Annotated in this window: 25 protein-coding genes; 11 read left to right on the top strand and 14 right to left on the bottom strand. The window is 44.8% G+C overall.

Going from position 1 to position 26,498, the window contains the following annotated elements:
* Positions 1-24 precede the first annotated feature (24 nt).
* On the bottom strand, positions 25-1,941 hold the full coding sequence (gene acs, locus B0I21_RS16400) for an acetate--CoA ligase (protein WP_133641563.1): 1,917 nt from the start codon (positions 1,939-1,941) through the stop codon (positions 25-27).
* A gap of 168 nt (positions 1,942-2,109) precedes the next feature.
* On the opposite strand from acs, the gene B0I21_RS16395 reads away from it, so the two are divergent.
* On the top strand, positions 2,110-2,979 hold the full coding sequence (locus B0I21_RS16395) for a UbiA prenyltransferase family protein (protein ID WP_133641562.1): 870 nt from the start codon (positions 2,110-2,112) through the stop codon (positions 2,977-2,979).
* On the opposite strand, the gene B0I21_RS16390 is transcribed toward B0I21_RS16395, so the two are convergent.
* Genes B0I21_RS16390 through rsmA form a run of 3 tightly spaced genes read right to left on the bottom strand, consistent with a single transcriptional unit; the run spans position 2,966 to position 5,852 of the window.
* Entirely contained in the window at positions 2,966-3,901 is a 936-nt protein-coding gene (locus tag B0I21_RS16390; protein ID WP_133641561.1) for an NAD(P)-dependent oxidoreductase, read from the bottom strand. The two genes, B0I21_RS16395 and B0I21_RS16390, sit on opposite strands and share 14 nt — an antisense overlap.
* A complete protein-coding gene (locus B0I21_RS16385) occupies positions 3,901-5,061 on the bottom strand; it encodes an FAD-dependent monooxygenase (protein ID WP_133641560.1) in 1,161 nt (386 codons plus the stop codon). The genes B0I21_RS16390 and B0I21_RS16385 overlap by 1 nt, the downstream gene beginning before the upstream one ends.
* An 11-nt stretch (positions 5,062-5,072) precedes the next feature.
* A complete protein-coding gene (gene rsmA / locus B0I21_RS16380; protein ID WP_133641559.1) occupies positions 5,073-5,852 on the bottom strand; it encodes a 16S rRNA (adenine(1518)-N(6)/adenine(1519)-N(6))-dimethyltransferase RsmA in 780 nt (259 codons plus the stop codon).
* A gap of 199 nt (positions 5,853-6,051) precedes the next feature.
* On the opposite strand from rsmA, the gene pdxA reads away from it, so the two are divergent.
* From pdxA to miaA, 4 genes are all read left to right on the top strand, one after another.
* Positions 6,052-7,107, top strand: coding sequence for a 4-hydroxythreonine-4-phosphate dehydrogenase PdxA (gene pdxA / locus B0I21_RS16375; protein WP_133641558.1), 1,056 nt, complete (start codon positions 6,052-6,054; stop codon positions 7,105-7,107).
* A gap of 300 nt (positions 7,108-7,407) precedes the next feature.
* The gene (locus tag B0I21_RS16370) at positions 7,408-8,826 is read left to right on the top strand and encodes a CCA tRNA nucleotidyltransferase (protein WP_133641557.1); all 1,419 of its coding nucleotides are present in this window, start codon (positions 7,408-7,410) and stop codon (positions 8,824-8,826) included.
* Between the two features lie 64 nt (positions 8,827-8,890).
* On the top strand, positions 8,891-9,487 hold the full coding sequence (locus B0I21_RS16365) for an IS1096 element passenger TnpR family protein (RefSeq protein ID WP_133641556.1): 597 nt from the start codon (positions 8,891-8,893) through the stop codon (positions 9,485-9,487).
* 67 nt (positions 9,488-9,554) lie between these two features.
* On the top strand, positions 9,555-10,460 hold the full coding sequence (gene miaA, locus B0I21_RS16360) for a tRNA (adenosine(37)-N6)-dimethylallyltransferase MiaA (RefSeq protein ID WP_133641555.1): 906 nt from the start codon (positions 9,555-9,557) through the stop codon (positions 10,458-10,460).
* A gap of 29 nt (positions 10,461-10,489) precedes the next feature.
* Here miaA and B0I21_RS16355 read toward each other — a convergent pair whose 3' ends face one another.
* The 4 genes from B0I21_RS16355 to recJ all read right to left on the bottom strand — a co-directional run bounded on the left by B0I21_RS16355 (position 10,490) and on the right by recJ (position 15,631).
* The gene (locus B0I21_RS16355; protein ID WP_133641554.1) at positions 10,490-11,557 is read right to left on the bottom strand and encodes a branched-chain amino acid aminotransferase; all 1,068 of its coding nucleotides are present in this window, start codon (positions 11,555-11,557) and stop codon (positions 10,490-10,492) included.
* 71 nt (positions 11,558-11,628) lie between these two features.
* Positions 11,629-13,143: a GH3 auxin-responsive promoter family protein gene (locus tag B0I21_RS16350; protein ID WP_133641553.1), complete on the bottom strand. Its 1,515-nt coding sequence runs from the start codon at positions 13,141-13,143 to the stop codon at positions 11,629-11,631.
* A gap of 26 nt (positions 13,144-13,169) precedes the next feature.
* A complete protein-coding gene (lptB, locus tag B0I21_RS16345; RefSeq protein ID WP_133641552.1) occupies positions 13,170-13,904 on the bottom strand; it encodes an LPS export ABC transporter ATP-binding protein in 735 nt (244 codons plus the stop codon).
* A gap of 32 nt (positions 13,905-13,936) precedes the next feature.
* A complete protein-coding gene (gene recJ / locus B0I21_RS16340; RefSeq protein WP_133641551.1) occupies positions 13,937-15,631 on the bottom strand; it encodes a single-stranded-DNA-specific exonuclease RecJ in 1,695 nt (564 codons plus the stop codon).
* A 115-nt stretch (positions 15,632-15,746) separates the two neighbouring features.
* On the opposite strand from recJ, the gene B0I21_RS16335 reads away from it, so the two are divergent.
* A complete protein-coding gene (locus B0I21_RS16335; RefSeq protein WP_133641550.1) occupies positions 15,747-16,532 on the top strand; it encodes an MBL fold metallo-hydrolase in 786 nt (261 codons plus the stop codon).
* 25 nt (positions 16,533-16,557) lie between these two features.
* Here the strand turns inward: B0I21_RS16335 and B0I21_RS16330 are convergent, their stop codons facing one another.
* Positions 16,558-17,127, bottom strand: coding sequence for a YceI family protein (locus B0I21_RS16330; protein WP_133641549.1), 570 nt, complete (start codon positions 17,125-17,127; stop codon positions 16,558-16,560).
* Between the two features lie 346 nt (positions 17,128-17,473).
* Between B0I21_RS16330 and B0I21_RS16325 the strand changes: the two genes are divergently transcribed.
* A complete protein-coding gene (locus B0I21_RS16325) occupies positions 17,474-17,953 on the top strand; it encodes a cation:proton antiporter regulatory subunit (protein ID WP_133641548.1) in 480 nt (159 codons plus the stop codon).
* A gap of 4 nt (positions 17,954-17,957) precedes the next feature.
* Positions 17,958-19,205 (top strand): cation:proton antiporter, encoded by a 1,248-nt coding sequence (locus B0I21_RS16320; protein WP_133641547.1) that lies wholly within the window; start codon positions 17,958-17,960, stop codon positions 19,203-19,205.
* Between the two features lie 142 nt (positions 19,206-19,347).
* On the opposite strand, the gene B0I21_RS16315 is transcribed toward B0I21_RS16320, so the two are convergent.
* Both B0I21_RS16315 and B0I21_RS16310 read right to left on the bottom strand, forming a co-directional pair.
* Positions 19,348-19,677 carry a metal-sulfur cluster assembly factor gene (locus B0I21_RS16315; protein WP_133641546.1) on the bottom strand — a complete coding sequence of 110 codons (330 nt, stop codon included), beginning with the start codon at positions 19,675-19,677 and terminating at the stop codon, positions 19,348-19,350.
* A 4-nt stretch (positions 19,678-19,681) separates the two neighbouring features.
* A complete protein-coding gene (locus B0I21_RS16310) occupies positions 19,682-20,845 on the bottom strand; it encodes a glycosyltransferase family 4 protein (protein WP_133641545.1) in 1,164 nt (387 codons plus the stop codon).
* A 69-nt stretch (positions 20,846-20,914) separates the two neighbouring features.
* On the opposite strand from B0I21_RS16310, the gene B0I21_RS16305 reads away from it, so the two are divergent.
* Both B0I21_RS16305 and B0I21_RS16300 read left to right on the top strand, forming a co-directional pair.
* Positions 20,915-21,892 (top strand): polyprenyl synthetase family protein, encoded by a 978-nt coding sequence (locus tag B0I21_RS16305; protein ID WP_133641544.1) that lies wholly within the window; start codon positions 20,915-20,917, stop codon positions 21,890-21,892.
* Between the two features lie 90 nt (positions 21,893-21,982).
* Positions 21,983-22,756: an amidohydrolase gene (locus B0I21_RS16300; protein WP_133641582.1), complete on the top strand. Its 774-nt coding sequence runs from the start codon at positions 21,983-21,985 to the stop codon at positions 22,754-22,756.
* Between the two features lie 151 nt (positions 22,757-22,907).
* On the opposite strand, the gene B0I21_RS16295 is transcribed toward B0I21_RS16300, so the two are convergent.
* Positions 22,908-23,321, bottom strand: a complete 414-nt coding sequence (locus tag B0I21_RS16295; RefSeq protein ID WP_133641543.1) for a hypothetical protein — start codon at positions 23,319-23,321, stop codon at positions 22,908-22,910.
* Between the two features lie 103 nt (positions 23,322-23,424).
* Here B0I21_RS16295 and B0I21_RS16290 point away from each other — a divergent pair, with 103 nt between their 5' ends.
* Entirely contained in the window at positions 23,425-23,865 is a 441-nt protein-coding gene (locus tag B0I21_RS16290; RefSeq protein ID WP_133641542.1) for a MarR family winged helix-turn-helix transcriptional regulator, read from the top strand.
* Positions 23,866-23,904: 39 nt separating this feature from the next.
* On the opposite strand, the gene B0I21_RS16285 is transcribed toward B0I21_RS16290, so the two are convergent.
* Positions 23,905-25,455 (bottom strand): FMN-binding glutamate synthase family protein, encoded by a 1,551-nt coding sequence (locus tag B0I21_RS16285; protein WP_133641541.1) that lies wholly within the window; start codon positions 25,453-25,455, stop codon positions 23,905-23,907.
* Positions 25,456-25,670: 215 nt separating this feature from the next.
* Positions 25,671-26,438, bottom strand: a complete 768-nt coding sequence (locus B0I21_RS16280; protein ID WP_133641540.1) for a Rossmann-like and DUF2520 domain-containing protein — start codon at positions 26,436-26,438, stop codon at positions 25,671-25,673.
* Positions 26,439-26,498 lie beyond the last annotated feature (60 nt).

Raw genomic sequence — 26,498 nt, 5'->3', positions numbered from 1 at the left:
CTGACACACCATAGCCAATCCTATTTATTTATTAAATTCTTGAGCACCCTTGATGATAGATTCCACCACTGTCGGGTCTTGAAGGGTAGAGGTATCCCCTAAGTTTTGCGTTTCGCCCTCTGCTATTTTCCGTAAAATTCTGCGCATGATCTTTCCAGACCGCGTTTTCGGTAAGTCAGAAACAAATTGAATAATGTCAGGTTTCGCTATTGCGCCGATAATTCGGGAAATCGTCTGTAAAATATCTTTACGTGTGCTCTCTTCGTCAATATGGTGGTTGGCGATAACATAGGCATAGATTCCTTGGCCTTTTACCGGATGCGGATATCCTACAATGGCAGATTCTACAACGTCAGCATGCATATTGATAGCATTCTCGACTTCGGCTGTACCAATACGGTGCCCTGAAACATTCAGGACGTCATCTACACGACCTGTAATTTTATAATAGCCATCGGGGTTTCTGTAGCACCCATCACCGGTGAAATATTTGTTTTCGTAAGTGGAAAAGTAGGTTTGCTTGCAACGCTCATGGTCGCCCCAAGTGGTACGTAACATGCCTGGCCACGGGAACTGGATACACAGATTTCCGGAGACATCGTTGCCTTCAATTTCCTGTCCCTGCTCATCCATCAAGCAAGGCTGTACGCCGGGCAATGGTAGCATCGCATAGCCAGGAATAGTAGGAGAGACCCCTGCCAAGGCAGATATGAGAATTCCACCATTTTCGGTTTGCCACCAGGTGTCTGCTATCGGTGCCTCTCCTTTGCCCACTTTATCGTGATACCAATGCCAGGCCTCTTCGTTTATGGGTTCGCCTACCGATCCCAATTTTTTGATGCTACTTAAGTCTTTGTTTTCGATAAACTCATCGCCAAAGGCCATTAACGAACGGATAGCAGTTGGTGCCGTATATAGGATGTTTACTTTATGTTTTTCTACGATATCCCACAGCCGACCGGCGTCAGGGTATGTCGGTGTACCTTCAAAAAGCAATGAAACGGCGCCCTGCGATAGCGGACCATAAACAATATAGCTGTGTCCGGTAATCCAGCCTATATCTGCCGTGCAGAAATATACCTCACCGGGCTGGTATTGAAATACATTCGAGAACGTATAGCCGGTATAGACCATATAGCCCCCGGTGCTGTGTACCACGCCTTTGGGTTTTCCGGTAGAACCGGAGGTATACAAGATGAACAACGGATCTTCGGCGTCCATCTCCTCGGCGGGGCAGGGCGGATTCCCTTGCGTTTCTACCTTTTTGATCTCATCTTCCCACCATACATCGCGCCCTTTTATCATCGATACCGGGGTGCGGGTCCGCGTTAACACAATGACGCGTTCCACAGATTTGCATTGCATCAGGGCGTCATCTACGATGGATTTAAGTTCTAGCACCTTACCAGCACGAAATCCTCCGTCCGAGGTCACTACAAGCTTACACTCGGCGTCGCTAATGCGATCTGCGATGGATTGCGCAGAGAAGCCGCCAAACACGACGGAATGGATAGCGCCAATGCGCGCGCAGGCTAGAACAGCAATAACAAGCTCGGGAACCATCGGTAGATAGATACACACCCTGTCGCCTTTACCGATATTGTTGTTTTTTAGTACATTCGCAAAGGTTTCTACTTTATCCAGTAACTGCTTGTAGGTCAATATGCGGTGTGCTTCGTTTGGATCGTTGGGTTCCCAAATGATGGCCGGCTTATCCCCCATATTGTAGATGTGACGGTCTAAGCAGTTTTCCGTAATATTAACTTTCCCACCTTCAAACCATTTAATATCCGGATCGGTAAAATTCCAATTTAAGACATTGGTCCATTTTCTTTTCCAAAAGAAATTTTCTGCAATTTGTCCCCAAAATTCTTCCGGGTTTTCGACGCTATGTTTGTATGCGTCTTGATATTCCTCAAAACTTTTAATCTGTAGGTTCATAGTATGTGGTGCAAAATTATTTATTCAATAAAGACAACTATTTATTAATAACTGTCTGCAATGAATACGTATAAGCTAATTTAGTTTTTTTTGCCATGAATGTCAATCTTTTTGTCGGATAATTGATGGACTTGAAGGCACGTTAGCTAACTATTGGTATCTTTAACTATGAATGCGTTGCGGCAAAGCTATTACTTCCTTATTCATACAAATCTGCTTATCGCGGCCGCGGCGATGGCGCAGTGCGCACTAACCTATCTCTTTTTTGATGCGCCTTATGACTATGCCATCATTGCTATCGAGGGTGCTGCCACTTTGCTGTTATACAACTTTAGTTTGCTTCTTTCGCGTCCCAAGGAGCCCAGTAAATCCATCTACAAAAGAACGCGCTGGGTGTTTAAACATGAATGGGTGCTTTGGCTAAATAGTGGGGTTGCGGTGTCGGTTCTGGCTTATGCCATTTTTAACATTCATTTCTATAGCTTACTCTTTTTAGGAGCCATCGGTCTGTTTAGCGTTGCTTATTCTTTCCCGATATTTCCCTACAAAGGAAAAGTGGTGGGGTTACGACAACTTCCGGCGGTAAAAATTTTTCATATTGCACTGGTGTGGACATTGAGCTCGGTTTGCCTTCCCGCTTTTGAGTTGTTCTTGAACGGGGTGAATATCGATACACAACGGCTCGTTATGCTATTTGCACTGAAATTTATCTTTTTGCTTATCTGTACGTTGCCTTTCGATATTCGTGATATTAAACAGGATTCGTATTACCACTTAAAAACCATTCCGAATATGATTGGCGCCCCGCGCGCTATCCGTTTGTGCTATATGCTAATAGGGCTACATAGTTTTTGTGTTGTGCTCACGCATTTTCCATTACCGCTCAAGATCGGTATCCTTTCCACCAACTTGTTGATCGCCCTGGTATTGCGCACAGTAGTGTTTCGGCAGGCCGATCGTTATCACCATGCCTACTTATTAGATTTTGCCTTGGTGATCCAATTCCTTTCCGTACTCCTCTCTTTTAGCTTGTTCTAAGAAGCGTGATAATCTTATCGGCAAGGATCGCCGATAACTTATAGTAGCTTTCGAAGGTCCACCCAGCGACGTGCGGACTAACTAAAACATTATCGCGTTTCATAAAATCCTCAAACCAAGGTTGCTCGCTCAAGGCTGGGAATTTTTCAACAGGAAGCACGTCAAAAGCTGCTCCCAATATTCTTCCCTGGTCCAGGTAATGCAAAACGGCGGGTATATCGGCAATGCCACCCCGTGCACCCATCAGAAAAAATATTGGTTTGCGAAAATGGAACAGGTATTCTCTGTCAACCATACCTTTTGTTTCCCGCGTAAGCGGAATGTGGAAGCTTAGCACGTCAGCTTGTTTTACGACTTCTTCCATAGAAACTTCCCGGGCATACTGATCGGAAAAGCCGGTTTTATATTTATCATACGCGATAACGTCTACCTCAAAACCGGAGAGCTTCTTCGCCATAGCTTGACCGTTATGGCCATAGCCGATAAGGGCCACCGTACGGCCTTTAAGTTCGTAACCTCGATTTCCTTCTCTCCGCCACTGCCCGTTTATGATTTCGCGGTGACCCCGATTGAGATTGTTCATCAAGCTTAGCAACATGCCTATCATATGCTCACCTACAGCATCGCGGTTGCCTTCATTCGCGGGAATCAGTGCTATCCCCCGCGAGCGCGCATAGTCTTCATCGATGTTGTCCATTCCTGCGCCGGCGCGAGCAATGAATTGGAGGTTATTCGCTTTCTCGATAAAGTCCTGATCGACCTGAAATTTTGAACGTATGATGAGTCCTGTGTACCTACCAATAACCTGCTCGGCCTTGGATTTGTCAAACTCGGGCCGGTAGTTAAAAAGAATAGCCGCACTTTCCAGCTTTTCCAACAGTACTTCATGTACATCATCAACGATTAAAATAGCGTGTTCCATCATCCTTTGTTAATAGACATAAAATCTTCTTTCATTAATTTTTGCAATGGGATTTGTTTGATCTTTTCCGGCAAGATACGCATAGCTATATTCCGAACAGCGATCAATACGGGATTTTCCCATTGGGCAATTTTGCCGATTTGCCAAGAGGTATCCGTAATATAGCGCGTCCGCGACAGGCGGCGGCGGTTAACGTGCTGAAAAGCCTCGACGAAGTCCTGCTTGCGGCGTAGCTCATCGACAAGCACCGCTACATCTTCAATAGCCTGACAAGCGCCCTGTCCCAGATTCGGTGTTGTAGCGTGCCCAGCATCTCCCAGGTATATTATGCGGCCATCAGCAAGGCTGCGCAACGGCTTTATATCAATTATATCGTTCCACAAAAGATCCTCATCTGCAGTGTGGGCCAATACATCGCTTACTGCCGAATGGTACTTGTTGAAATGCTGTCTTAAGTCTGCTACCTTAAAATGCCGATAGACATGGCTATTGGGTGCTGCATTGATACAGGCATACCAGTAAAGCTTGTTGTTAACGAGTGGTGTCATGCCGAAGCGACCTCTTGCGCCCCAGGTTTCGGTGCCTAGTTGGATATTCGTCGAGCTATTGTCGATAATGGCGCGCCAGCAGGTATAGCCGGAATAGCGCGGTTTCGAAGAAGGAATCAATTGCTGCCGAATAGGCGATTTCACGCCGTCGGCGACGATCAAGGCCTCGACTTCGATGCTACTTCCATCGGCAAAATGGACGACTACCGTTTGCTCCTTTTTGGAAACGCGTATCGCTTCTTTGCCCAGCGTTACGGCATCTGTCGGCAATTGCGCCAATAAAAATTGATGGAGGTCGCCGCGGTGTATGGAAAAGTTCTTCTGATGGTAATTTTTGGTTATATCTCCGGTTGATGGCGACACCAATACTTTTCCGTTTTGATCAAGAATATTGTAGGACGGTAAAAAGTGCCCAATTTGCTCCACACCGGCGCGGAGACCGAGGTAGTCGAAGGCCTGCATAGCGTTGGCGGCAAGGCCAAAGCCGGCTCCGATACCGCGCAAGAGTTGCACGCGTTCAAAGACCTGCGCACGTATACCGAGTTTGTGCAAGCCTATAGCTGTGGTTAATCCGGCCACGCCTCCGCCGACAATTGCGACCTTTACGTTCATACAAGCTTGTGTTAGAGCGCCGCGCCAATTTCACGTGTGAGGCTTTCAAAATCCGCTACCGATAGCCTCTCGGCGCGTAATTCATACAAGGGGTTGTCACTCATCTTATCCTTTGGAACAATGGCTGATAGCGAATTGCGAAGCGTCTTACGCCGTTGATTGAAGGATGCCTTCACTACACGCCAAAACAATTTTTCATCACAGTCCAATGTTTCCCGTTTGTTTCGCGTCATCTGCATCACACCAGACAGTACTTTGGGCGGTGGGTTAAATGCGCCAGCCTTGACCGTGAATAGGTACTGCACATCGTAATAAGCCTGTAAGAAAACACTGAGAATGCCGTACTCTTTACTCCCTGGCTTCGCTACACAGCGTTCGGCTACTTCCTTTTGAAACATTCCAACCATTTGTACGACACGATGCCGCTCTTCCAGGATCTTAAAAAGTATTTGCGAAGAGATATTATAGGGAAAATTTCCAATAACTGCCATTGATGACGTAAAAAATTGTCCAAAGTCCAGATTTAAAAAATCCCCGTGTATAAGCCGATGCTCCAATTGGGGGTATTTTTCTGCTAGGTAACCTATCGATTCATCGTCGATATCGATGAGCCACGTTTCATAAGCCTCCTTCTCCAATAAAAAGTCAGACAAAACACCCATGCCTGGACCAACTTCCAACACCTGTTTAAAGCCAAGCGATGGGTTCAGTGCCTCGACAATTTTTTGGGCTGCACCTTTATCGTTTAGAAAGTGCTGTCCTAGATGTTTTTTTGCGCGTACTGTGCTCATATCCTTTGTTTGTGCAAAGATACTATTTTTTGCGCAGAGCTCTCCCGCAAGGCGAGTGCGTATTTCGGCTTTTGGACAACATAAGCAGGTTAACTTAAGAATACCTACAGCGTGCCTTGTTACTTTCCCGCATTGATGTCTATCTTCAACGCTTTTTTATTAGCCTAAAATTTGTAATTTTGATTTAAAGCTTGAACAAATGAGTGAAAAACTGAAAATAGGTATTACTACAGGGGATGTTAATGGGATAGGGTTAGAAGTCATCATCAAATCGTTAATGGATAACCGGGTCCTCGAATTCTTTACACCCATTGTTTATGGTAATACGAAAGTGGCTTCTTTCCACCGCAAAGCCATCGGTATTCAGGATTTCAGCTTCCACGTCATCAATAGCGCTGATCAGGCAAACCCAAAGCGCGCCAACATGATCAACTGCTGGCAAGAAGACGTGAAAATAACACTAGGTGAGCAAAACGAAATCGGAGGTAAATATGCGTTTTTGTCGTTGGACAAAGCGGTGGAAGATCTGAACGCAGGACGTATTGATGCCTTGGTCACGGCACCAATCAATAAGCACAATATACAGCAGGAAGGATTCAATTTTCCCGGACATACGGAGTTTTTACAAGCAAAATCAGAAGCGGGTGATGTGCTGATGTTTATGATTGCCGACGAGCTTCGTATCGGTGTGGTAACAGGCCATATTCCGGTGAAAGACATAGCCGCGTCCATACGTAAAGAACCCATCATCGCAAAATTAAAGATGATGCATGACAGCCTGAAGAAGGATTTCTGGATTCAGAAGCCGAAAATAGCCGTTTTGGGACTCAATCCACACGCCGGTGATAACGGTTTGATCGGTACGGAAGATGACGAGATAATCAAGCCAGCTATCGAACAAGCCAAAGCGGAAGGCATTTTCTGTTTTGGACCTTATCCGGCCGACGGCTTTTTTGCTAGCGAAGCCTACACCAAGTTTGATGCTGTGCTAGCCATGTATCACGATCAGGGACTTATCCCATTTAAACATATAGCCTCTCGAAAAGGTGTTAATTTTACCGCAGGGCTTCCGATTGTTCGTACATCTCCAGATCATGGAACGGGCTATGACATCGCCGGGAAAAATATAGCATCGCACGAATCTTTTCTAGAAGCGATTTTTGCGGCCGTACATATCGTGGAAAAAAGACGAGAGCAAGCAGAGCTAACCGCAAATCCGTTAGCTTTCCGAAGATTATCAAAGGATCGGGATTAGGGTTCATTCTTTCGAATCCCTTTTTCCCTATAGCTTGTCTATTCAGGGGTTGAACCGACCGCGTAGCGTGTCGCCTATGTGTTGATGATTGCTTCTGTTTTATGACCCCGAAGGGCGCGCAACTGGTCACAGATCGTTGACTATAGATCGTTGACGCCGCTGGACTCATTCTGGATTCTTCTCGCACTACACATTACCCACTACGCATCACGCTGTTCCTTCTTCACTTTATCCCCGACTTTCTACTAAATAATCCTTATTTTTGCTCGCTGATGGGTTCCGGCCTACGAGAAGATTGCTATGCGAGAATACTTACAACATCCTATTTTTCAACTAATCAGAGACTTAGCAGATACAGAGAAGATTGAATGCTTTGTTATTGGCGGCTTTGTTCGTGATCGGATTATGGGAAGGCCATTTAATAATGACGTGGATATCGTGGTGCTTGGAAGTGGTATAGACTTCGCTACCAAATTAGGCGATCGATTGAAGACTAAAGTGGCCGTTTACAAAAGTTTCGGCACCGCTATGCTTGTCTATGACAACATCAACATCGAATTTGTGGGCGCCCGAAAGGAGTCCTACCGATCAAACTCCAGAAACCCGATCGTGGAAGATGGAACGTTGGAGGATGATCAGAATCGGCGAGATTTTACCATTAACGCCATGGCATTAAGCCTGAATACCGCAACCTTCGGCGAGCTAGTAGATCCTTTTGATGGGGTACAAGCAATCGAGCAACGCATAATTCGTACGCCTTTAGACCCGGCCATTACCTTTTCAGATGATCCGCTGCGTATGATGCGCGCTATACGTTTTGCTACACAGCTGGAGTTTAAAATCGACGTGAAGGCAATTATGGCGATTTCGGAATATGCGGAGCGTATCAAAATAATATCGAAAGAGCGTATTGCAGACGAGCTCAACAAAATCATTCTTTCCCGTAAACCGTCCATGGGCTTTCGGTATCTTTTTGATACCGGTTTATTGGCGCTGATTTTCCCGGCCATGCAAAATTTGCACGGGGTAGACATTATCGACGGGCGTGGACACAAGGATAATTTCTACCATACTTTAGAGGTGCTGGATAATGTGGCTTCGTTATCCGATGATTTATGGTTACGCTGGGCTGCTATTATGCATGATATTGCCAAGCCCGCCACAAAGCGGTTTGATAAAAAGGTGGGATGGACATTTCACGGGCACGAAGACAGAGGTGCTAAAATGGTTCCCAAACTATTTGCCGAACTTAAACTGCCCTTAAATGACAAGATGAAGTTCGTGCAGAAGCTGGTGCAGCTGCATCTTCGGCCAATTGTACTTGCGCAGGATATCGTAACGGATTCTGCCGTCCGGCGATTACTCTTTGATGCGGGAGATGACGTCGATGCGTTAATGATGTTATGCCATGCCGACGTAACGACTAAAAACGAGTTTAAAAAGCACAAGTATCGGGATAACTTCGAGTTGGTCAAACAAAAACTGAAAGATGTTGAAGAGCGCGATCAGATACGTAACTGGCAGCCACCGGTTTCCGGAGAAGATATTATGCAGCTTTTTGATCTTGGCCCCGGACGAACGATAGGCGTCATAAAAAATGCGATGCGCGAGGCCATTCTGGAGGGCGAAATTGCGAACAGTCGGGAAGAGGCGTTGAGGTATGTCGCCAAAAAGGGCGAAAGCCTTGGATTGCGACTTAAGAACGCGGGTGTATTATAAATTTTTAAAAATTATTGTATTTTTATCTTTTGATTGATAAAATACTAAACGATACGATTAGAGAATGGCTATTTACAGATTTCGAGTAACTTTTGAGGACTACGAGGATATATATAGGGAAATTGACATGCCGTCCAGAGCGACTTTTCTAGAGCTGCACGAGGCTATACACAATTCGACCGGTTACAGATCTGATGTTTCTTCTTCTTTTTATGTGAGTAACGATCAATGGAAAAAAGGCACAGAAATATCACTGCTTCCATCGGATCGTAAAGCAGAGGCTGGCGTACTTACTATGGAAGCTATCCGTTTGAGCAAGTTTATTGACGACCCGCACCAAAAGTTTTATTACGTATATAACTTTGATCGGCCCTATGATTTCCACGTTGAATTGGTGAAGATCCTAAAGGAAGAAGATGGCAAAATCTACCCATTGATTTCCAAATCTGTTGGTGAGGCGCCGAAAAATGCTGCTGCAGCAGCATTTCCACTTTCTACCGGCGTTGACGACGACGATGATGACGACGATGAAGTTGCGGGTGATGAGACGGAATACGGTGTGGATGATGAGGAAGAGTTTGATATGTTTGATGACGAAAGTAGCGAAGGCGATAGCGAAGAGCAGTCGCAAAAATCAAACGGCTTCGAAGACGAATTTTAGAAACTTTGAATAATTTATAGAGTTAAGGATACCTTAAGTTAATAGCTTAAGGTATTTTTATTAGCGTATGACAGGTAACAGAAAAAAGTTGATTGCAGTTGTGGGGCCTACCGCGGTCGGCAAAACGGCTATGGCCATTCGACTTGCCCAGCACTTTAATACGGAAATCCTTTCTGCAGATTCACGTCAGTTTTACAGGGAGATGTCGATTGGCACCGCGAAGCCTTCTGAAGAGGAGCTAGAACAGGCCAAGCATCATTTCATTGACTCCCATTCCATAGCCACTGCATATTCTGCTGGCGACTATGAGCGCGATGCTTTAGCGCTACTGAAGGGTCTCTTCGAGACGCGTGACATCGTCGTGATGGTAGGTGGCTCAGGGCTGTTTGTTCGTGCCTTGTGCGAAGGTCTGGATGATCTTCCACGTGCACCAGCAGAGGTTCGGGAGACGCTGAACAAGCTATATGAAGAGCAAGGTATCGCCGCGTTACAGGAGAAGCTACGCCTACTAGATCCGAGCTATTTTCAAAGCGCGGACGTGCAAAACCCCCAACGCGTGATTCGTGCACTGGAAGTTATTGATGCAACAGGTCTTCCTTTTAGCTCGTTTCATGGAAAGATGCAAAGCGCCCGACCATTCGACATTATCACCGTAGGTCTCCATATGGAGCGCGAGCAACTGTATGAACGCATTAATCAGCGTGTTGACCAGATGATGGCTGATGGATTACTCGAGGAGGTACGAACGTTGCTTGCATATCGTGATAAACCAGCGCTGTTGACTGTAGGCTACGCCGAACTTTTTGCCTACCTGGATGGGGATATAACGCTCGAAGAAGCGGTGGCTCGCATTAAACAAAATACGAGGCGCTACGCGAAACGGCAGATCACTTGGTTTAAAAAATATGGCAACACGCAATGGTTTACGTCCTCCGAATGGGGGTCTCTATTACGATACATAGAAGAGAAATAAGAAAGGGGCCGATTAAGCCCCTTTCTTCATTATACAATAAAGTTCCATCCGAAAGGATCTTCAATTTTACCATACCGAAGTTGGTTTAGGTAGTCCAATACTTTGTTGGAAAACTCACGGCCTTCTACCGGCGGCAAATCATAGTCTTTGCTTTCAAAGCCTATCTTTGATATATGGGTGACGGTTGCAGCGGTACCGGCGGCAAAAGCCTCCGAAACGCTTCCATCTTTGATACCATCGATTAATTCTTGCACAGATACCTTACGCTGTTCAGCTTTGAAGCCCCACTTTTCGGCAAGCTCCATAATTGTACGTCGCGTGACGCCGTGCAAAATTGTATCCCCATGTGGCGTGATAATCGTGTCGCCAATACGAAAGATCAAGTTTGCTGTACCCGCCTCTTCGATATATTTATGTTCGGCAGCATCGGTCCACATGATTTGATCGTAGCCTTCTTGATTTGCCAATTGCGTAGGGAATAAGGACAATGCATAGTTCCCTGCATTTTTGGAAAAGCCCACACCGCCATCAGCTGCACGCGTATAATATGTTTCTACTTTCAAGCTGATCGGCTTGCTGTAGTATGCACCTACGGGGCAGGTAATGATGACAAATTTGTATGATGCCGACGGATGCACACCCAAGGCGGCTTCTGTAGCAAACATAAAAGGACGGATATACAGCGAGGTACCTTCCGCCGAAGGAACCCAAGCTTGGTCCACCTGCAATAACTCTTTTAAGCCTCCCATGAAAATTTCTTCCGGAACTTCTGGCATCTGCAGTCGAGCAGCAGATTTGTTGAATCGCTCCCAGTTTTTGTCTGGGCGAAAGATACTTACGGTACCATCGGGGAATTTATATCCTTTTATGCCTTCGAAAATAGACTGTCCGTAGTGTAAGGCAGACATGGAAGGACTAATACTCAGATCACCATACGGCACAATGCTGACATCTGTCCATGCGCCATTTTCATAGTTGGCCACAAGCATATGGTCAGACATCATTTGCCCAAATTTCAAGTCATTGAAATCTACTTGCGAGAGTCTTGATTGTTTTGTCGGCTCTACGCGAATTAAATAAGTATTCGTCTCGCTCATCCCTTTAAAATTAAGAATGTGCAATTTAGAAAAAAGAATTAATAGATGATAACCGGAATAGTCGAAATTGTTTAGGCGTTGATCATTTTAAGCAATTCTTCCAGATAGATGCGGTCATTTGCTAAACGCGGAACTTTATTTTGCCCGCCGAGTTTCCCCCGGTGTTTCATCCACTTATAAAACACATTGGTCTTCGCATTATGGACGATAGGAAAGCCTAAGGCCATGTTTTTGTACCGCTTTGCATCATAATCTGAGTTGATTTCGCGAAGTGTGTCGTCAAGAATTTCGCAAAACTGCTGAAAGTCGCTGGGTTGTTTTTCAAACTCGATAATCCACTCATGTGCACCGGCTTCTTTATTTCTAAAATACACTGGCCCCGCGGTGTAGTCTTTTATAACGGCATCCGTTTTCTTACAGGCTTGTTGTAGAGCTTGTTCAGCATTGTCGACAATCAGTTCTTCCCCAAAGGTATTGATGTAATGTTTTGTCCTGCCTGAAATCTGGAAGCGGTAGGGGGAAAGCGATGTGAAACGTATGGTATCGCCAATCTTATAGCGCCATAATCCGGCATTGGTGGAGATGATTAGCGCATAGTTTTTGTGAAGCTCAACCTCATGGAGACCTAATGTTCGAGGATGTTCATCGTGGATATTTTCCATCGGCAAAAATTCGTAGTAGATACCATAGTCCAACATCAACAGGAGATCATCTGAGTCCGATTGATCTTGCAGACCGAAGTATCCTTCTGAGGCGTTGTAATTTTCCAGGTAGTACATGTTTTCCGACGGTATTAAGGCCTTAAACTGCTCCCGATATGGTTTAAAACTGACCCCACCATGTCCATAGAATTCTAGGTTTGGCCACACTTCTAAAAGGTTGTCTTTACCTGTTATTTCTAAAACACGTTTTGCCATGACAATATTCCAGGTAGGCACGCCGGCAAGACTGGTGACGTTTTCTTTAATTGTAATTTCCGCAATTTGATCAATCTTTTCTTCAAAGTTGGGATTTAGGGTCACTTCCAAATTAGGCGTACGTTTAAATTCAGCCCAGAAGGGGAGGTTCCGAATAAGGATAGATGAAAGGTCGCCGTAATAGGAGTCAGGACTAAAATTATTGATCTGGGAAGACCCGCCAATGACGACAGATTTTCCGGTAAACACCTTATTCTCGGGTTTGTTGTGGCAAAAGATGGAAAGCATATCTTTACCGCCTTGATAATGGCAGTCTTCCAATGCTTCCATGCTAACGGGAATAAATTTTGAACGGTCAGAAGTTGTACCTGATGATTTGGCAAACCATTTTACATCTGTAGGCCAGAGCACATTTTGCTCGCCTTTAATCATGCGGTCTACATAGCCTTTTACATCATCGTAGTCCTGTATCGGCACCCGTTCTTTGTATTCTTCTGGGGTGAGGATACTATTATAGTCGTATTTTTTTCCCCATTCGGTAGCTTCCGCAGTAGCAATTAAACTTTGGAACCATTCCTCCTGCACATCATGTGGATATTTCATAAAAAGCTCAATCTGATGAATGCGCTTTTTCATAATCCACGTAAATAGAGAATTAAGTAATTCCATGGTCTATAGTTCTAGTTGGCTTGCAATTATAGTTTTTTCCGCCGTAGCTCGAAATGGCGGCCCAAATAAAATTTACGTGCCAGCTCGTTATCAGCAATCTCTTCTGGTGTGCCTGTAAGCATGATCTTACCTTCCGTCAGCAAATACGCTCGATCGGTTATGGAAAGCGTTTCCTGCACATTATGATCTGTGATAAGCACACCAATGTTTTTACGCTTCAACTTGGAAACGATGGTTTGGATTTCTTCTACGGCGATCGGGTCTACCCCGGCAAACGGTTCATCCAACAGGATGAAGTGCGGGTTGGCCGCCAAGGCGCGAGCGATTTCTGTACGGCGTCTTTCACCGCCGGATAATAGATCGCCACGATTTTTGCGCACGCGGTGCAAGCTGAATTCTGTCAGCAATTCTTCCAGTTTAGCTAGGCGTTCTTCTTTATTAGGATAATGGATTTCTAGAACGGCGAGAATATTATTTTCAACGGACAGCTTTCTAAAAACGGAAGCTTCCTGTGCAAGGTAGCCGATACCTTTCTGTGCCCGTTGGAACATCGCATCCTGCGTAATTTCTTGCTCATCCAGGAATACATGGCCGTCATTTGGTTTGATTAGCCCTACAATCATGTAAAAAGAGGTGGTTTTCCCTGCGCCATTGGGGCCCAGTAGACCCACAATTTCACCCTGTTCCACATGAAAGGACACATCATTCACAACAGTACGCTGCTTGTATTTTTTAATCAAATGTTCCGCCTTTAAAATCATCAGCTCCTTAATCGTTTGATTACAAATATATTTTAATATCGAATTGCTTTGATATTTAATTGCAAATTCTTTTTGCCGCGCCAGGTGTTTTCCTCTATCGTATAACAAATGTCAAATGCGTGGCCCGCATTCACATGCTGTATGTGTTCAGCCAATCCAAAACCTATACAGTCGAAAGGAGAACTTCCTTCTTGGCGGACCGTAATTTTAATATGGTTGGTGCCAACGATATAGCCCGTTCCATACACCTTCTTTGTCAAAAGAATAGGTGCTTCATTTTGAGGGCCAAATGGCTCGAACTGCTTGAGTAGCCGATGAAATTTAGCATCAATTTCTTTCAGCTCCAATTCGGCTTCGACCAGCACTTCCTGCTGCAACATTTCTGGTTTGATGCTGTTGCTCACAACTAATTCAAACTTTTCCTGAAATGCCGGCACGTTTTCCAAGCGCATGGTTAAGCCTGCGGCATACTTGTGCCCACCGTATTGTTCTAATAATTCACTACACTCGCTCAGCGCTTCATACAGATCAAATCCAAGGACAGATCGTGCAGATCCGGCTATATGTCCATTCGTCTGGGTCAAAATAATCGTTGGGCGATAGTACTTCTCCGTCAACCGGGATGCCACAATACCAATCACCCCTTTGTGCCAGTCTTCCTTAAAAAGCACGGTGGACTTGCGTGCTTGCAGGATTTCATCTTCGCCGATGATAGCCAAAGCTTCTTCCGTAATTTTCAAATCGAAATCCTTGCGGAGGTTGTTTTGGTCATCTACGGTTGTTGAAAAATCTTTCGCTTCCTGCAGCGATTTGGATATGAGCAGTTTCACCGCATCCTTCGCATGCTCTATTCTTCCTGCAGCATTTATCCTCGGCCCAATCTGGAAGACGATGTCATTTACAGAAAATTGCCCAGTTTTTTTCGAAGAGAGGTTAATTAATGCTTGAAGTCCGCAATTTGGATTGCTATTCAGTTTACGCAGCCCAAAATGGGTAAGTATACGGTTTTCACCCGTGATAGGAACAATGTCGGATGCAATACTGACTGCTACCAGATCTAAATACTGATATGCGAGCTGTATATCCATTTCGTTCTTTTGTATGAATGCCTGGATAATCTTGAAACCAATGCCACAGCCTGAGAGCTCTTTGTAAGGATAGGGACAGTCTATACGTTTAGGGTCAAGAACCGCTACCGCATCTGGAATGCTGGCGCCAGGGAGATGGTGATCGCCGATAATAAAGTCGATGCCCTTCGATTTAGCATAGCTTACTTTGTCAACCGCCTTAATACCGCAGTCTAAAGCGATAATCAGGGAGAATCCGTTTTCGTGCGCGTAGTCGATCCCTTTCGTTGAGATTCCGTAGCCTTCGAGATACCGGTCTGGTATGTAGAACTCTAATCCGGAGTGAAAATCCCGGAAAAAGCTATACACTACGGAAACAGCTGTCGTACCATCCACATCATAGTCGCCGTAAATAAGGATTTTTTCTTTATTCCCAATCGCACGTTCTATGCGTGCAATGGCCTTATCCATGTCGCACATAAGAAATGGATCGTGGAGCATGTCTAAAGATGGGCGGAAAAATGTTTTAGCAGATTCGAAGGTGTCGATGTCCCGATGGAGAAGCAAGGCTGCGATGATAGGGCTTATACCCAGCTCATCACGCAGTTTGTTGGTTTTCTGGACATCATTTTTTGGCTTTACGACCCACCTTTTTTGCATATCTTTGCAGCTGTATTAACGTGTAAATATACGTTTTGTAAATTGGTTTACCTAATAGATGCCCGTTCGGCCGGGTGAACGCCTTGGGGCTTACGGGATTATAAAAAAATAAAAAATGATTAAAGCTTATTCACTTTATGAGGGATCGTTTTCTGTCGATGCTTCCAAAGCATTCGTTCCTTTCGATCCGGAGAAAGATGATCCACATACACGCAAAGGCTCTATTTTCGTACATGTTCATCCTTTCTTGATCGTTTCGGAAGATGGCCTTATCCTCTGCGATACGGGTTTAGGCTTTGCTGACGACGAGGGCGGACTGCTGTTGCACGAAAACATACGCAAACTGGGCTACGATCCAGCCGATGTGAAGTACGTATTGATGTCTCACCTGCATAAAGATCATACCGGGGGGATGGTCGCTTTTACAGATGGTGCAGCGCGTGTAGCTTTCCCAAATGCCGAATACTTTGTGCAGCGTGGCGAGTGGGAGTATGCCTTTAGTGGTGAAAACTCTTCGTACCGCACGGAAATTTTTGACGTCATTCAGCGTAGCGGGAACTTAGTGTTGCTGGATGGAGATGGACAGATTAACGAACAGATCAGCTATGAAGTAAATGGGGCGCACACGCCATTTCATCAAGCTTTCCATATCCATATTGATGGTGAACATTACTTTTTTGGCGGCGATGTTTTACCGGATCCGGCAGAGATCTTTAAGAATTTTATCGCCAAGTATGATTATGATGGGCGTAAGGCTCGTGACTTGAGGAACCAGTACTGGGAAGAGGGGCGTGCGGCCAATTGGACCTACCTGTTTTACCACTCCAAAACGATGGCCATCGGCAAAGGTGAACAACGCGAAGACGGCTCATACCATATTATCGATGTTGCTAAAAAATAATAAAAGAGAGCAGGGCTCTCTTTTATTATTTTTTAGCTTTTATTTTAACATCCAAAGTAAATTCATCTTCTATAGCGCGGTTGCCTAAATCAGCGAAAAAGCTTGCCGAACGATATTTGATATCAAAATCAAGCCTGTTGATTTTGATGCCCATTGCCTCCGCTTCCAATCCGCTGCCATCAGACTTCGTTACTTTTGCCGGAAACGATATCGCCTTGGTTTTGTCTTTTATCGTCAGATTTCCATGAAGCACGGGGTTAGCTTTGCTGTTATCTACTTTGGTAATAACAAGCTTCGCAGTACTATACTCCGGCACGTTAAAAAAGTCTTCATTCTTTAAATGGCCGGTTAATTTCGGTGCATCGGTACAAGCCAGCGAATTCATATCGATGATAAACTCGCCTCCGACGATCTTACCTTTATCAGTTTGTAGCGATCCGCTTTTCAGGTTGATCGTGCCTTCGTGGCCACCCACCACCTTCTTTGCCGTCCAATGCACGGTGGATGCTTTGGTATCGATAATTAAATTTGTACGCTGCGCCATAGTTGCGGTGATGACGCTTAAAAAAGCTACCAGTAAAATTGTTTTTTTCATCTTGATTTGTTGTTTGTCTTAAGTTTATCAAGCGATTAGTGTCCGATTCACCGTACACTGCTGTATTCAGACAGAACGGCTTCATGTTGTTGTGTTAACCTGCTTAATTTACCCATTCAAACATAGGCAAAAATCAGTTTCAATTATAACGGTTAGATGATAAAAAAGTGGGTGAGGGGATGTATTTTTACGCTGTTACATTCCGGTATGTCTTAAAATTCACCTCTTGGAGCGTCGGCATGGTATTACCCCATCTGCAACGGGCTTAATGTGTAATATTTTTAGTAATTTTGTAGCCAAATGTTTGTAGTATTTACAGATACAAAAACAACTAAATTTTTTTACTATGTCTATAGTTAGAGAAAGTGACTTGATTGGTATTGGGAAAAAATACCAAATCGATACAGAAGCAGGCGATAACATGGTTGTTGTTATACACGATGACGGAAGACGAGAACTTTACCGCTCAGAGGACGACGACAGCGAAACGCACTGTGTCATGACGCTATCGGATGAAGAGTCTCGCCAAGTTGCCGGTATTATTGGAGGATTGTCCTACAAGCCAAAAGCCTTGGAAACCATGGAAGTCGCCTTAGACGATTTGCGCATTGAATGGTACAAAGTTGGCGCATCTAGCGATGGTGTGCATAAGAGTATCGGAGATCTGGGCGTACGTCAGCGTACAGGAGCGTCCATTATTGCAGCGATCCAGGAGGATGAAACTATTATCAATCCCGGTCCTGAGTTTGTTATCACGCCAGGAACGACATTGGTTGTTGCAGGAAAAAAAGCGAACATTAAACTTTTGAAAGAAATTCTAATTTGATTCTATGTTGTCACCTACCTTAATATTAGAAGTTGGTATTGCTGTTTTTTTAGTTGCGGTCGTTGGGCTTTTAGCGAATAGGCTGCGTTTTTCGGTAATTCCTTTTTTTATCATTATTGGTATGGTGGTGGGGCAGCATGCCCCGCAGTTCTGGCATATAGATTTAACGTTTACCGAGAGCAAGCCTTTTATTGATTTCATGGGCAGGCTCGGCGTGCTATTTCTGCTGTTTTATTTAGGCTTAGAGTTTTCGGTGGGCCGACTGATGAAGTCGGGAAAAGCCATCGTTACCGGAGGCTCGATTTATGTTCTCCTTAACTTCGTATCCGGCCTACTCATCGGTTGGCTGATGGATTTACCGTTTAAGGAAATGATGGTGCTGTGCGGCGTCATGACGAGCTCATCGACAGCAATTGTTGCGAAAGTGTTAACCGATCTAAAACGAACGGCTAATGCGGAGACAGAGATTATTATGGGCATGATTATGTTTGATGATCTCTTTATAGCCATGCATATCTCCTTTTTATCAGGATTGATCTTGACTGGGGGTACTTCGTTTTGGTCCGTGGCTGGAACGTCCCTATTAGCCTTAGGCTTTATTCTGACCTTTCTTGTGCTGGGAAGGAAGTTGGTTCCCGCGATTGATAAGCTTTTGCAAGAGAAATCTTCCGAGCTTTTTATCCTTATCGTGTTCAGTCTACTGTTTATTATTGCTGGGTTTTCAGAAACCATTCATGTAGCCGAAGCGATTGGCGCTTTAATGGCAGGACTTGTTTTTGCTGATTCGAAATATATTAAGAAGATTGAGGGCATGATTGCTCCTTACCGGGATTTTTTTGGTGCCATGTTCTTTTTCAGCTTCGGTCTATCTATTGATATGTATACATTGGGTGGTGCTGTGGGCTGGGCGGCTTTGGCGGCCTTTATTACTATTTTAGGGAATTTGGCGTCTGGGTATTTCGCCGCCAAGTTTTCGGGTAGAAAGCCGAAAGCGTCTTTTGATATTGGCTTTACGCTGTCTGCGCGCGGCGAGTTTTCCATTATCATGGCTAATATTGGTAAGGCGGGCGCTTTGTTGCCGATCATTCAGTCCTTCGTTGTGGTGTACGTGCTCATTCTTTCGATTATTTCACCATTGTTGACCAAAGAATCCCGAAATTTATGGCAAGTGCTTTTCGGTAAAGATCAAGTACCTGTAAAGGCGAAGAAGACACTTGAACAGTTGGAAGAGTCTATTAGTAAATCGTCCTAAACTGTAGGCTAAAGGCAACTTCGGACATCCGGTAACGGTAGACCAAGCACATCAGGCCATTTGGCGCGATGGCTTGACAATCTTAAAGCAATGCAGATAGGTGGTTGCTTTTCAACCGGAACTTCTTATTGGAATTCGCCTCTTAAAGGAAACCCAGTTCCAGTTTTGCTTCTTCGGTCATCATGTCCTTTGTCCAAGGCGGGTCGAACGTTAATTCCACCAAGGCTTCACTTATGCCGGGCACAGCGGCCACCTTTTCCTGAACCTCGTTCATGATTTCTCCAGCCACGGGGCATCCAGGTGCTGTTAATGTCATCACGATCTTCGCGATCCCGCCCTCTTTAGTGATAATTTCGTATACCAATCCAAGATCCACGATGTTCGCGGGGCGAAGCTCCGGATCGTATACTGTTTCGAGTTGTGCCTGAATCTCTTTCGCAAGATTCAGTTTATCCATAATGATGATACTCATACCTTTATTTGTTTTTTTGTTCGGTTATGACAGCCTTATACATAGCTAATAACCGCTCCATATTTTTTGCCAACGTGTAATGCTTCGCATATTCATTCCGGCAATTTACTGCCACTTCAAGCTTTTTACCAGTAGCAAGTTCATTCCAAGCGACAATACACGCTTGGATGTCCTTTTTCTGAAACGGGTTAAAATGCATGCCGGTATACAAAGGTACCACCATTTCTTTTAAAATACCAATCTCGCTCGCGAGCACGGCAGTGCCTTGTGCAAAGGCTTCGATAATCGTCATAGGCATTCCTTCGTAGCACACGGAAGGTACAACAAGTGCATCGGCCTCGGCAATGGCTTTCGTGAGCACTTCTTGGCTTTGATAGCCTTTGTATTGAATATGTGGATAGGGGGCGATCAATTGCTTAACAATTTCCAACTGTGGCCCTGTTCCATAGATGTCTAATGGAATATCCATTTCACTGATCGCATTCAGAAGTTGCATAATCCCTTTTTCAGCAGACAACCTGCCGATATAGAGTAAACGTCTGTTTTTATCGGCTTGGATAGGACGCAGCTCCATACTGTTTGGTCGGACGACAAATCGGGCCGGATCAACAGGAAAGGTGCTTTCCGCAAACATTTTTTTTGCGAAATCGGATAGCACAATATAGCGATTTACCTGCGCCCAAGTGCCTAGCTTGCGGTGTAGCCAGTATACAAAAGCGGTGACCAACGTCTTTCCCAATGAATGGTCCAGCGCGCGTTTTTTTACGGCAGTCCAAGGGAAATTTTGCTGCACGCTATCCGTAAAAATTTCACCTTCAACAAATAGGCTCGCCGAGGGGCATAGTAAACGGAAGTTGTGTAAGGTCATAACTACTGGCAATCCTCGATTCCTTAATCGCCGTATAATTAAGGGGCCTATACTGTAATGAAGATTGTGAATGTGCACGACATCAGGTTGAAATTCGTTTACTTGCCCCATGATCTTCCTGCCTTCCTCAACATTCCAAACATAACGGAGGAACTGGACTGCTCCCGTTAAGCCCTTCATATTTTTTACGGTGTATGCCTTAACATCATGCTTTTTCGATAGCTCTCGCACTTCTTGTTCGAAAACCTGATCTTCGCCGCCGGCATGTTGATAAAAGTTGTGAATAACGAAAATACGCATGGGTGCATGGGTTTACGCAAAGATACTATTTAAGTGAGAATCCGTATCTTCGCCTATCATTTTTTAGCTATGTTCCATAAATCAGTACACGCACAGATTTTTCAAGACTACATCCATACGGTTGAATTTCCATCTTCGCCCGCAAATCTATACGACCCGATACGTTATATCCTTTCCTTATCCGGAAAAAGGATACGTCCGCTTTTGGTGAGTATGGGTGTTGAATTGTTTGATCCTTCCTGTGTACAGGCATCGCTGCCGGCAAGCGCAGCGATTGAATATTTCCATAATTTCTCGCTTATCCATGATGATATCATGGATAAGGCGCCTTTACGCCGGGGGATGGAAACCGTGCATCAAAAATGGAACGATAGCGTAGCTATTCTTTCAGGCGATGCGCTGCTTGTTAAGGCTTATGAAGAGCTTGCGAAGTGTCCGGCCGATAAATTGGGGCCGCTCATACGCCTGTTCAATAGGACCGCGCTGGAAGTCTGCGAAGGGCAGCAATACGACATGGATTTTGAACAGCGGGATACCGTAACGCAGGATGAGTATATCAATATGATCCGGTTGAAGACATCCGTTTTATTGGGATGCGCATTACAGATGGGCGCCATAATCGGTCATGCCGACGATACCGCGCAGGCACTGCTCTATGAATTTGGTGTGAACCTCGGTATAGCTTTTCAACTTCAAGATGATTTGCTGGATGTGTACGGCGACCCCAAAACATTTGGCAAACAGGTGGGGGGCGATATCATCGCGAACAAGAAAACGCTGTTGTTTATCAAGCTTCGCGCATTGCTGCAAAAAGCAGACGAAGCCGAGTTTGTTCACTTGCTAGCGAGCGATGTAGAACAAGAGCCAAAAAAGGTTGAAAAAATGAAGGCGCTTTACGCTAAATACGACATACAGGCGTTAGCAATAGATCAAAAAGAGAAGTTCACGGCAATAGCTTACGAGAAATTGCGCGCTATCGACGTAGAGGAGTCCAGAAAGGTAGCGCTTTTCGCCTTGGCAGACGCACTTATGATTAGGGAGCAATAGTAATTTGGTCTAATCATTGCTTAACAAATAGTTTTTTAGTAATTTGTCAAAACATCAATTTTAAATTTAGAGCGATTTCGCATGGCAGGTATGGAACCGATAAAGATTACGACATTTCAAGCATATTTATTTTGGGAAAACGTGGAGAAAAATTTGCAGAATTTATCTTTACGGTTGTCAGGGTTGAAGGAAAAGACAGATTTAATTATCCTACCTGAAATGTTTAACACGGGCTTCACTATGAATGTAGAGAAGTGCGCAGAAACCATGAATGGTCGAACGATGCATTGGATGTATGAGCACGCGAAATCGTATGACTGTACGGTTGCAGGCACCTTGATCATTGCCGAAAATGGTAATTATTACAATCGCTTTGTTTGGATGTCTCCAGATGGTAGTTTTGTTCACTATGACAAAAGACACCTCTTCGGTATGGCCAATGAAGATCAGGTATTTACGGCAGGCAATTCCCGCATTGTGTTAGATCTAAAAGGCTGGCGGGTTTGCCCGATGATTTGCTATGACCTGCGTTTTCCGGTGTGGTCTCGTAATTTCGGTACCGCCTATGATTTATTGGTGTATACCGCAAGCTGGCCAGATAAGCGCTCTAGCCATTGGAGGGCCTTGATTCCAGCGCGCGCCATAGAAAACCAAGCGTATGTAATTGGTGTAAACCGCGTAGGGTATGACGGTAATGAAATTTACTATTCGGGTGGTTCGATGTGCATTTCACCGATGGGCGATGTTGTTTACTACAAGCCTGAAGATGAAGATTTGTATACGTTCACGTTGAACCCTGCAGACCTTATCAAATCGCGTGAACAGCTTCCTTTTCTTAAAGATGCCGATCAATTTTCAATGTAATCTTTAAAATAGTCTGTTCTACCACAGCTCGTGCCGATAGCGGTTGATGCATGACAAATGTAGCAATTGGCTTAGCGGCCATTGTAACGCGCATGCTGAGAATAAAATAAAATTTGAAGTTTGGCGCATGGATCGTAAATACGCGATCGATTTAATCTCGATAGGGTCGCTCCAGAATAGCCGACTGGATAATGGCTCTGCGCAAATCGAAATCGATATGTTCTTGGGTAATAACTTCCAGCTTCGGAGCTTTTAATGCTTCTATTCGACGAGCTTCTTTCCTTACTTTCTTTTGTTCTTGGACGTTGGTCACTTCTATAGGGCGGGGTTGCATGTCCACCTTCACAGGCGCTGGCTTGGGTGGGGGGACAGAGCGCGTCGGTTTAGGAAAGGGGGGCAATTGCGTTTTTTTGTATTGCTCAGGATTGGGGAATGGAGGAACCGTGTTGGTGGGCGGTACATTTGGTCGCCGTTTACTTGCTTTTTCCTGCTCCTTCTGGTACTCCGTGTAAATCTTGTAGACGACCCCGGCAACAATCAACAATACAGGTAAAAAGTTCTCCATAGGAGGAAAATAGAAAAAAGCAGGTAAAAATCAAAATTTATTTGCATTGTAAAGGCTTTTTTGTTTTGTTTGCGTAGACAACTAACCAAACAACCCATCCTATATGACTGGAAATTTTGAATACGCTGATGAATTTTTTTCTTTTTTAACGGGAAAAGCAACAGCGGCTTTAGCAAGAAGATTGCAACGAAATCTGAAAGAAGAAGGAATACATATTACCTCCGAGCAATGGTCATTATTGTATTACCTTTGGATTGAGGAGGGACGCACCCAACAAGAACTGGCTTGCCTAACCTTTCGGGATAAGCCTAGCGTATCTCGACTCATCAATAACCTGGAGAAAATAAAGCTAGTGATGCGCGTCAACGATAAAGATGATAAGCGATCAAACTTAATATTTCTGACAAAGCAGGGAAGGCATCTGCGAGAAGCCTGTATGCGCCAAGCGAAACGCACCATAGGCCAAGCCTTGGAAGGGCTGGCCTATGAGGAGATGCTTCGTGCAAAAAATACGTTAGAAGTGCTATATAGCAATTTGAAGTGAGCTGCGCAAGATGGTGTACAGCGCTCGTCATTACTGCTTTTAAAACTCTTGAACCTCGAAAGCGCTATGGCTATTGACTAACTTTCCTGTATCCTTGAAGTAGATCTCTTGAAAGCTTAGCGTATTCATGCTATCTACTTTGCGGAAGAATTTATCTGCGGAAACGTCGTCCAAGGTTTTAAATCCACAGGCTTCCATGATTTCGACGGTAGCGCGCAGAGTGTTACGGTGAAATTGAGCAACGCGTATGTATTTATCTTGTACGTCCAGCGCCTTGTAGAGCTGCGGTTTTTGGGTGGCAACGCCTACTGGACAAACATCTTCGTTACATTTCAAGGCCTGTATACAACCCAGCGCAAACATCATTCCCCTGGCGCTGTAGCAAGCATCTGCACCTAAAGCGATAACTTTAAGCAAATCAAAGCCGGTGATGATACGGCTAGATACGATGAGCTTGATGTGTTTTTTTAGACCGAACTTGATCAAGGTGGTTGTTACAAAAGTTAGCGCGTCATATAGCGGCATCCCGATATTGTCTGTAAACTCGAGCGGAGCGGCACCGGTACCTCCTTCAGAGCCGTCAATGGCGATGAAATCCGGAAATATCTGGGTACTCAGCATCGCGTTACAGATGTCGATAAATTCCTGTTTGTCGCCCACACACATTTTAAAACCTACCGGCTTATAGCCCGATAGTTCGCGAAGCTGTTGAATAAACTCCATCATCTCGTGTGCAGATCGGAAAGCGCTATGCGCTGGCGGCGACATTACATCCGTTCCGGGAACCACATGACGGATCGCAGCAACCTCTGGCGTGTTTTTAGCTGCCGGCAATATACCGCCGTGACCAGGTTTGGCTCCTTGAGATAGCTTCACTTCAATCATCTTAACATAAGGGCGGGTTGCTTTCTCTGCAAATAGCTCTGCGTCAAACATGCCTAAATCATTTCGACAGCCAAAATAGCCGGTACCAATTTGCCAAATCAAATCGCCACCGCTGATATGATAGGGGCTGATGCCACCTTCGCCGGTGTTGTGCGCAAAGTTCTGTAAGGCAGCACCTTTGTTAAGGGCGCGTATAGCTGTTTGGCTCAAGGCGCCATAACTCATTGCTGAGATGTTAAACACGCTAAGGCTATAGGGTTGTCTACAAAGATGGTTGCCCACCGTTGTGCGTAAGTCGTGATTTTCAATGTGGCATGGAAACACAGAATGCGCCACCCATTCATTGCCAATGGCCTGCGGATCGCTCTGCATACCAAAAGCTACGGTTTCACGTTCGTTCTTCGCACGCTGGTATACGATTGAACGTTGGCGACGATTGAAGGGGCGCCCGTCCGTGTCAGATTCCCAAAAGTATTGCCTCATTTCTGGGCGTATGCTCTCAAAGAAAAAGCGAAAATAACCCACCACAGGGTAGTTGCGAAGGATGGCGTGCTTCGTTTGAAAGCTGTTAACAAATGCCAATATCATCAATGGGAATGGTATCAGCAGTAGCCAAAACCAACTTGTGGTAAATATAAAACCAAAAGAAATGATGATCAAGTTGATGAGAACTATCGTCGCGAGAATTAGTTTTCTAACTGTCATATGTGTTTAAAGTATTATCGAGTATATCTCTTCTTTTGCCGTGGGTATGGAGTAAGGATGCATCTAGTACTCAGCAAAATGCGAGCCATTCTACCTAGTCTGCACGTCAACCTGCGTACCATAATCTACGGTCAATGCAAAATTAGAAACTAATTACATCATTTAGAAAAAAGAAGCTTATTCGGTGAAGATTTGTTTGTTTGATAAATTATAGGTCAATTCTTCTTTTTTATCGCTATTTCTTCAGTAAGTCGTTGATATATTTTGACCCAATTCGGCTTTTCACTAATAAAGTTTAAATGCTTATCGATGGTGGTTTGATCATCGCGTTGCGCTGGCCCTGTTTGTACGCTGCGTGGCTCGTGCTGTATAGCCTTTTCTACCGTTTCCTGCATGATGGGGTGGAGGAGATGGAAAGGTAGTCTATGCGCCTGTAACAGCTCAAAGCTAATTTGAAATAAGCTGTTGGTGAAATTGTTGGCAAACACCGCTCCGATGTGTAAGGCTAGGCGCTGTTGGCTATTGCAGCGGAAAGATTTTGGTGCAAATTCCTGAACAAGCTCAAGCAGCGCATCTTCCGTCTCTGTTGTATTTCCTTCTATACCGAAAGCAATAGAAGCCATTTGGGTATCGTGTTCTTTTCTTAAGCTTTGTGGAGGGTAAATGACACCATAGCGCTGGAAGGACGCCAGTACATCCATAGTGGTAGCGCCCGAGCAATGAACCACCATACCGCGTATGGATACTGGAAGTTGAGATGCTAACGTTTCAATCGCTTGATCGCTCACAGCAAGCAAATAGATGTCGGCGTCGTCACGCAGCCTGGTCACGAGGTCGGTAGCTGTGGCACCTACTTGTGAAGCCAATGCTTGCGCATTGGCCAAATTTCTACTGTAGATCTCGACGATACGATGCCCCGCCTCTAACAAAGCTTTACCCAAATGGGTGGCTACATTGCCGCTTCCAAGTATCGTTATCTTCATTAGTGCCAAAAACTACTTACTACCATCTACCTAATACTATCTATATACTATATCTACCTA

This window comes from Sphingobacterium paludis, from assembly GCF_004364125.1.
In the GTDB taxonomy this organism is placed as follows: Bacteria; Bacteroidota; Bacteroidia; order Sphingobacteriales; family Sphingobacteriaceae; genus Sphingobacterium; species Sphingobacterium paludis.
Note: the sequence above shows the minus strand (reverse complement) of the source record. Positions and strands in the feature narration are given on the sequence as shown.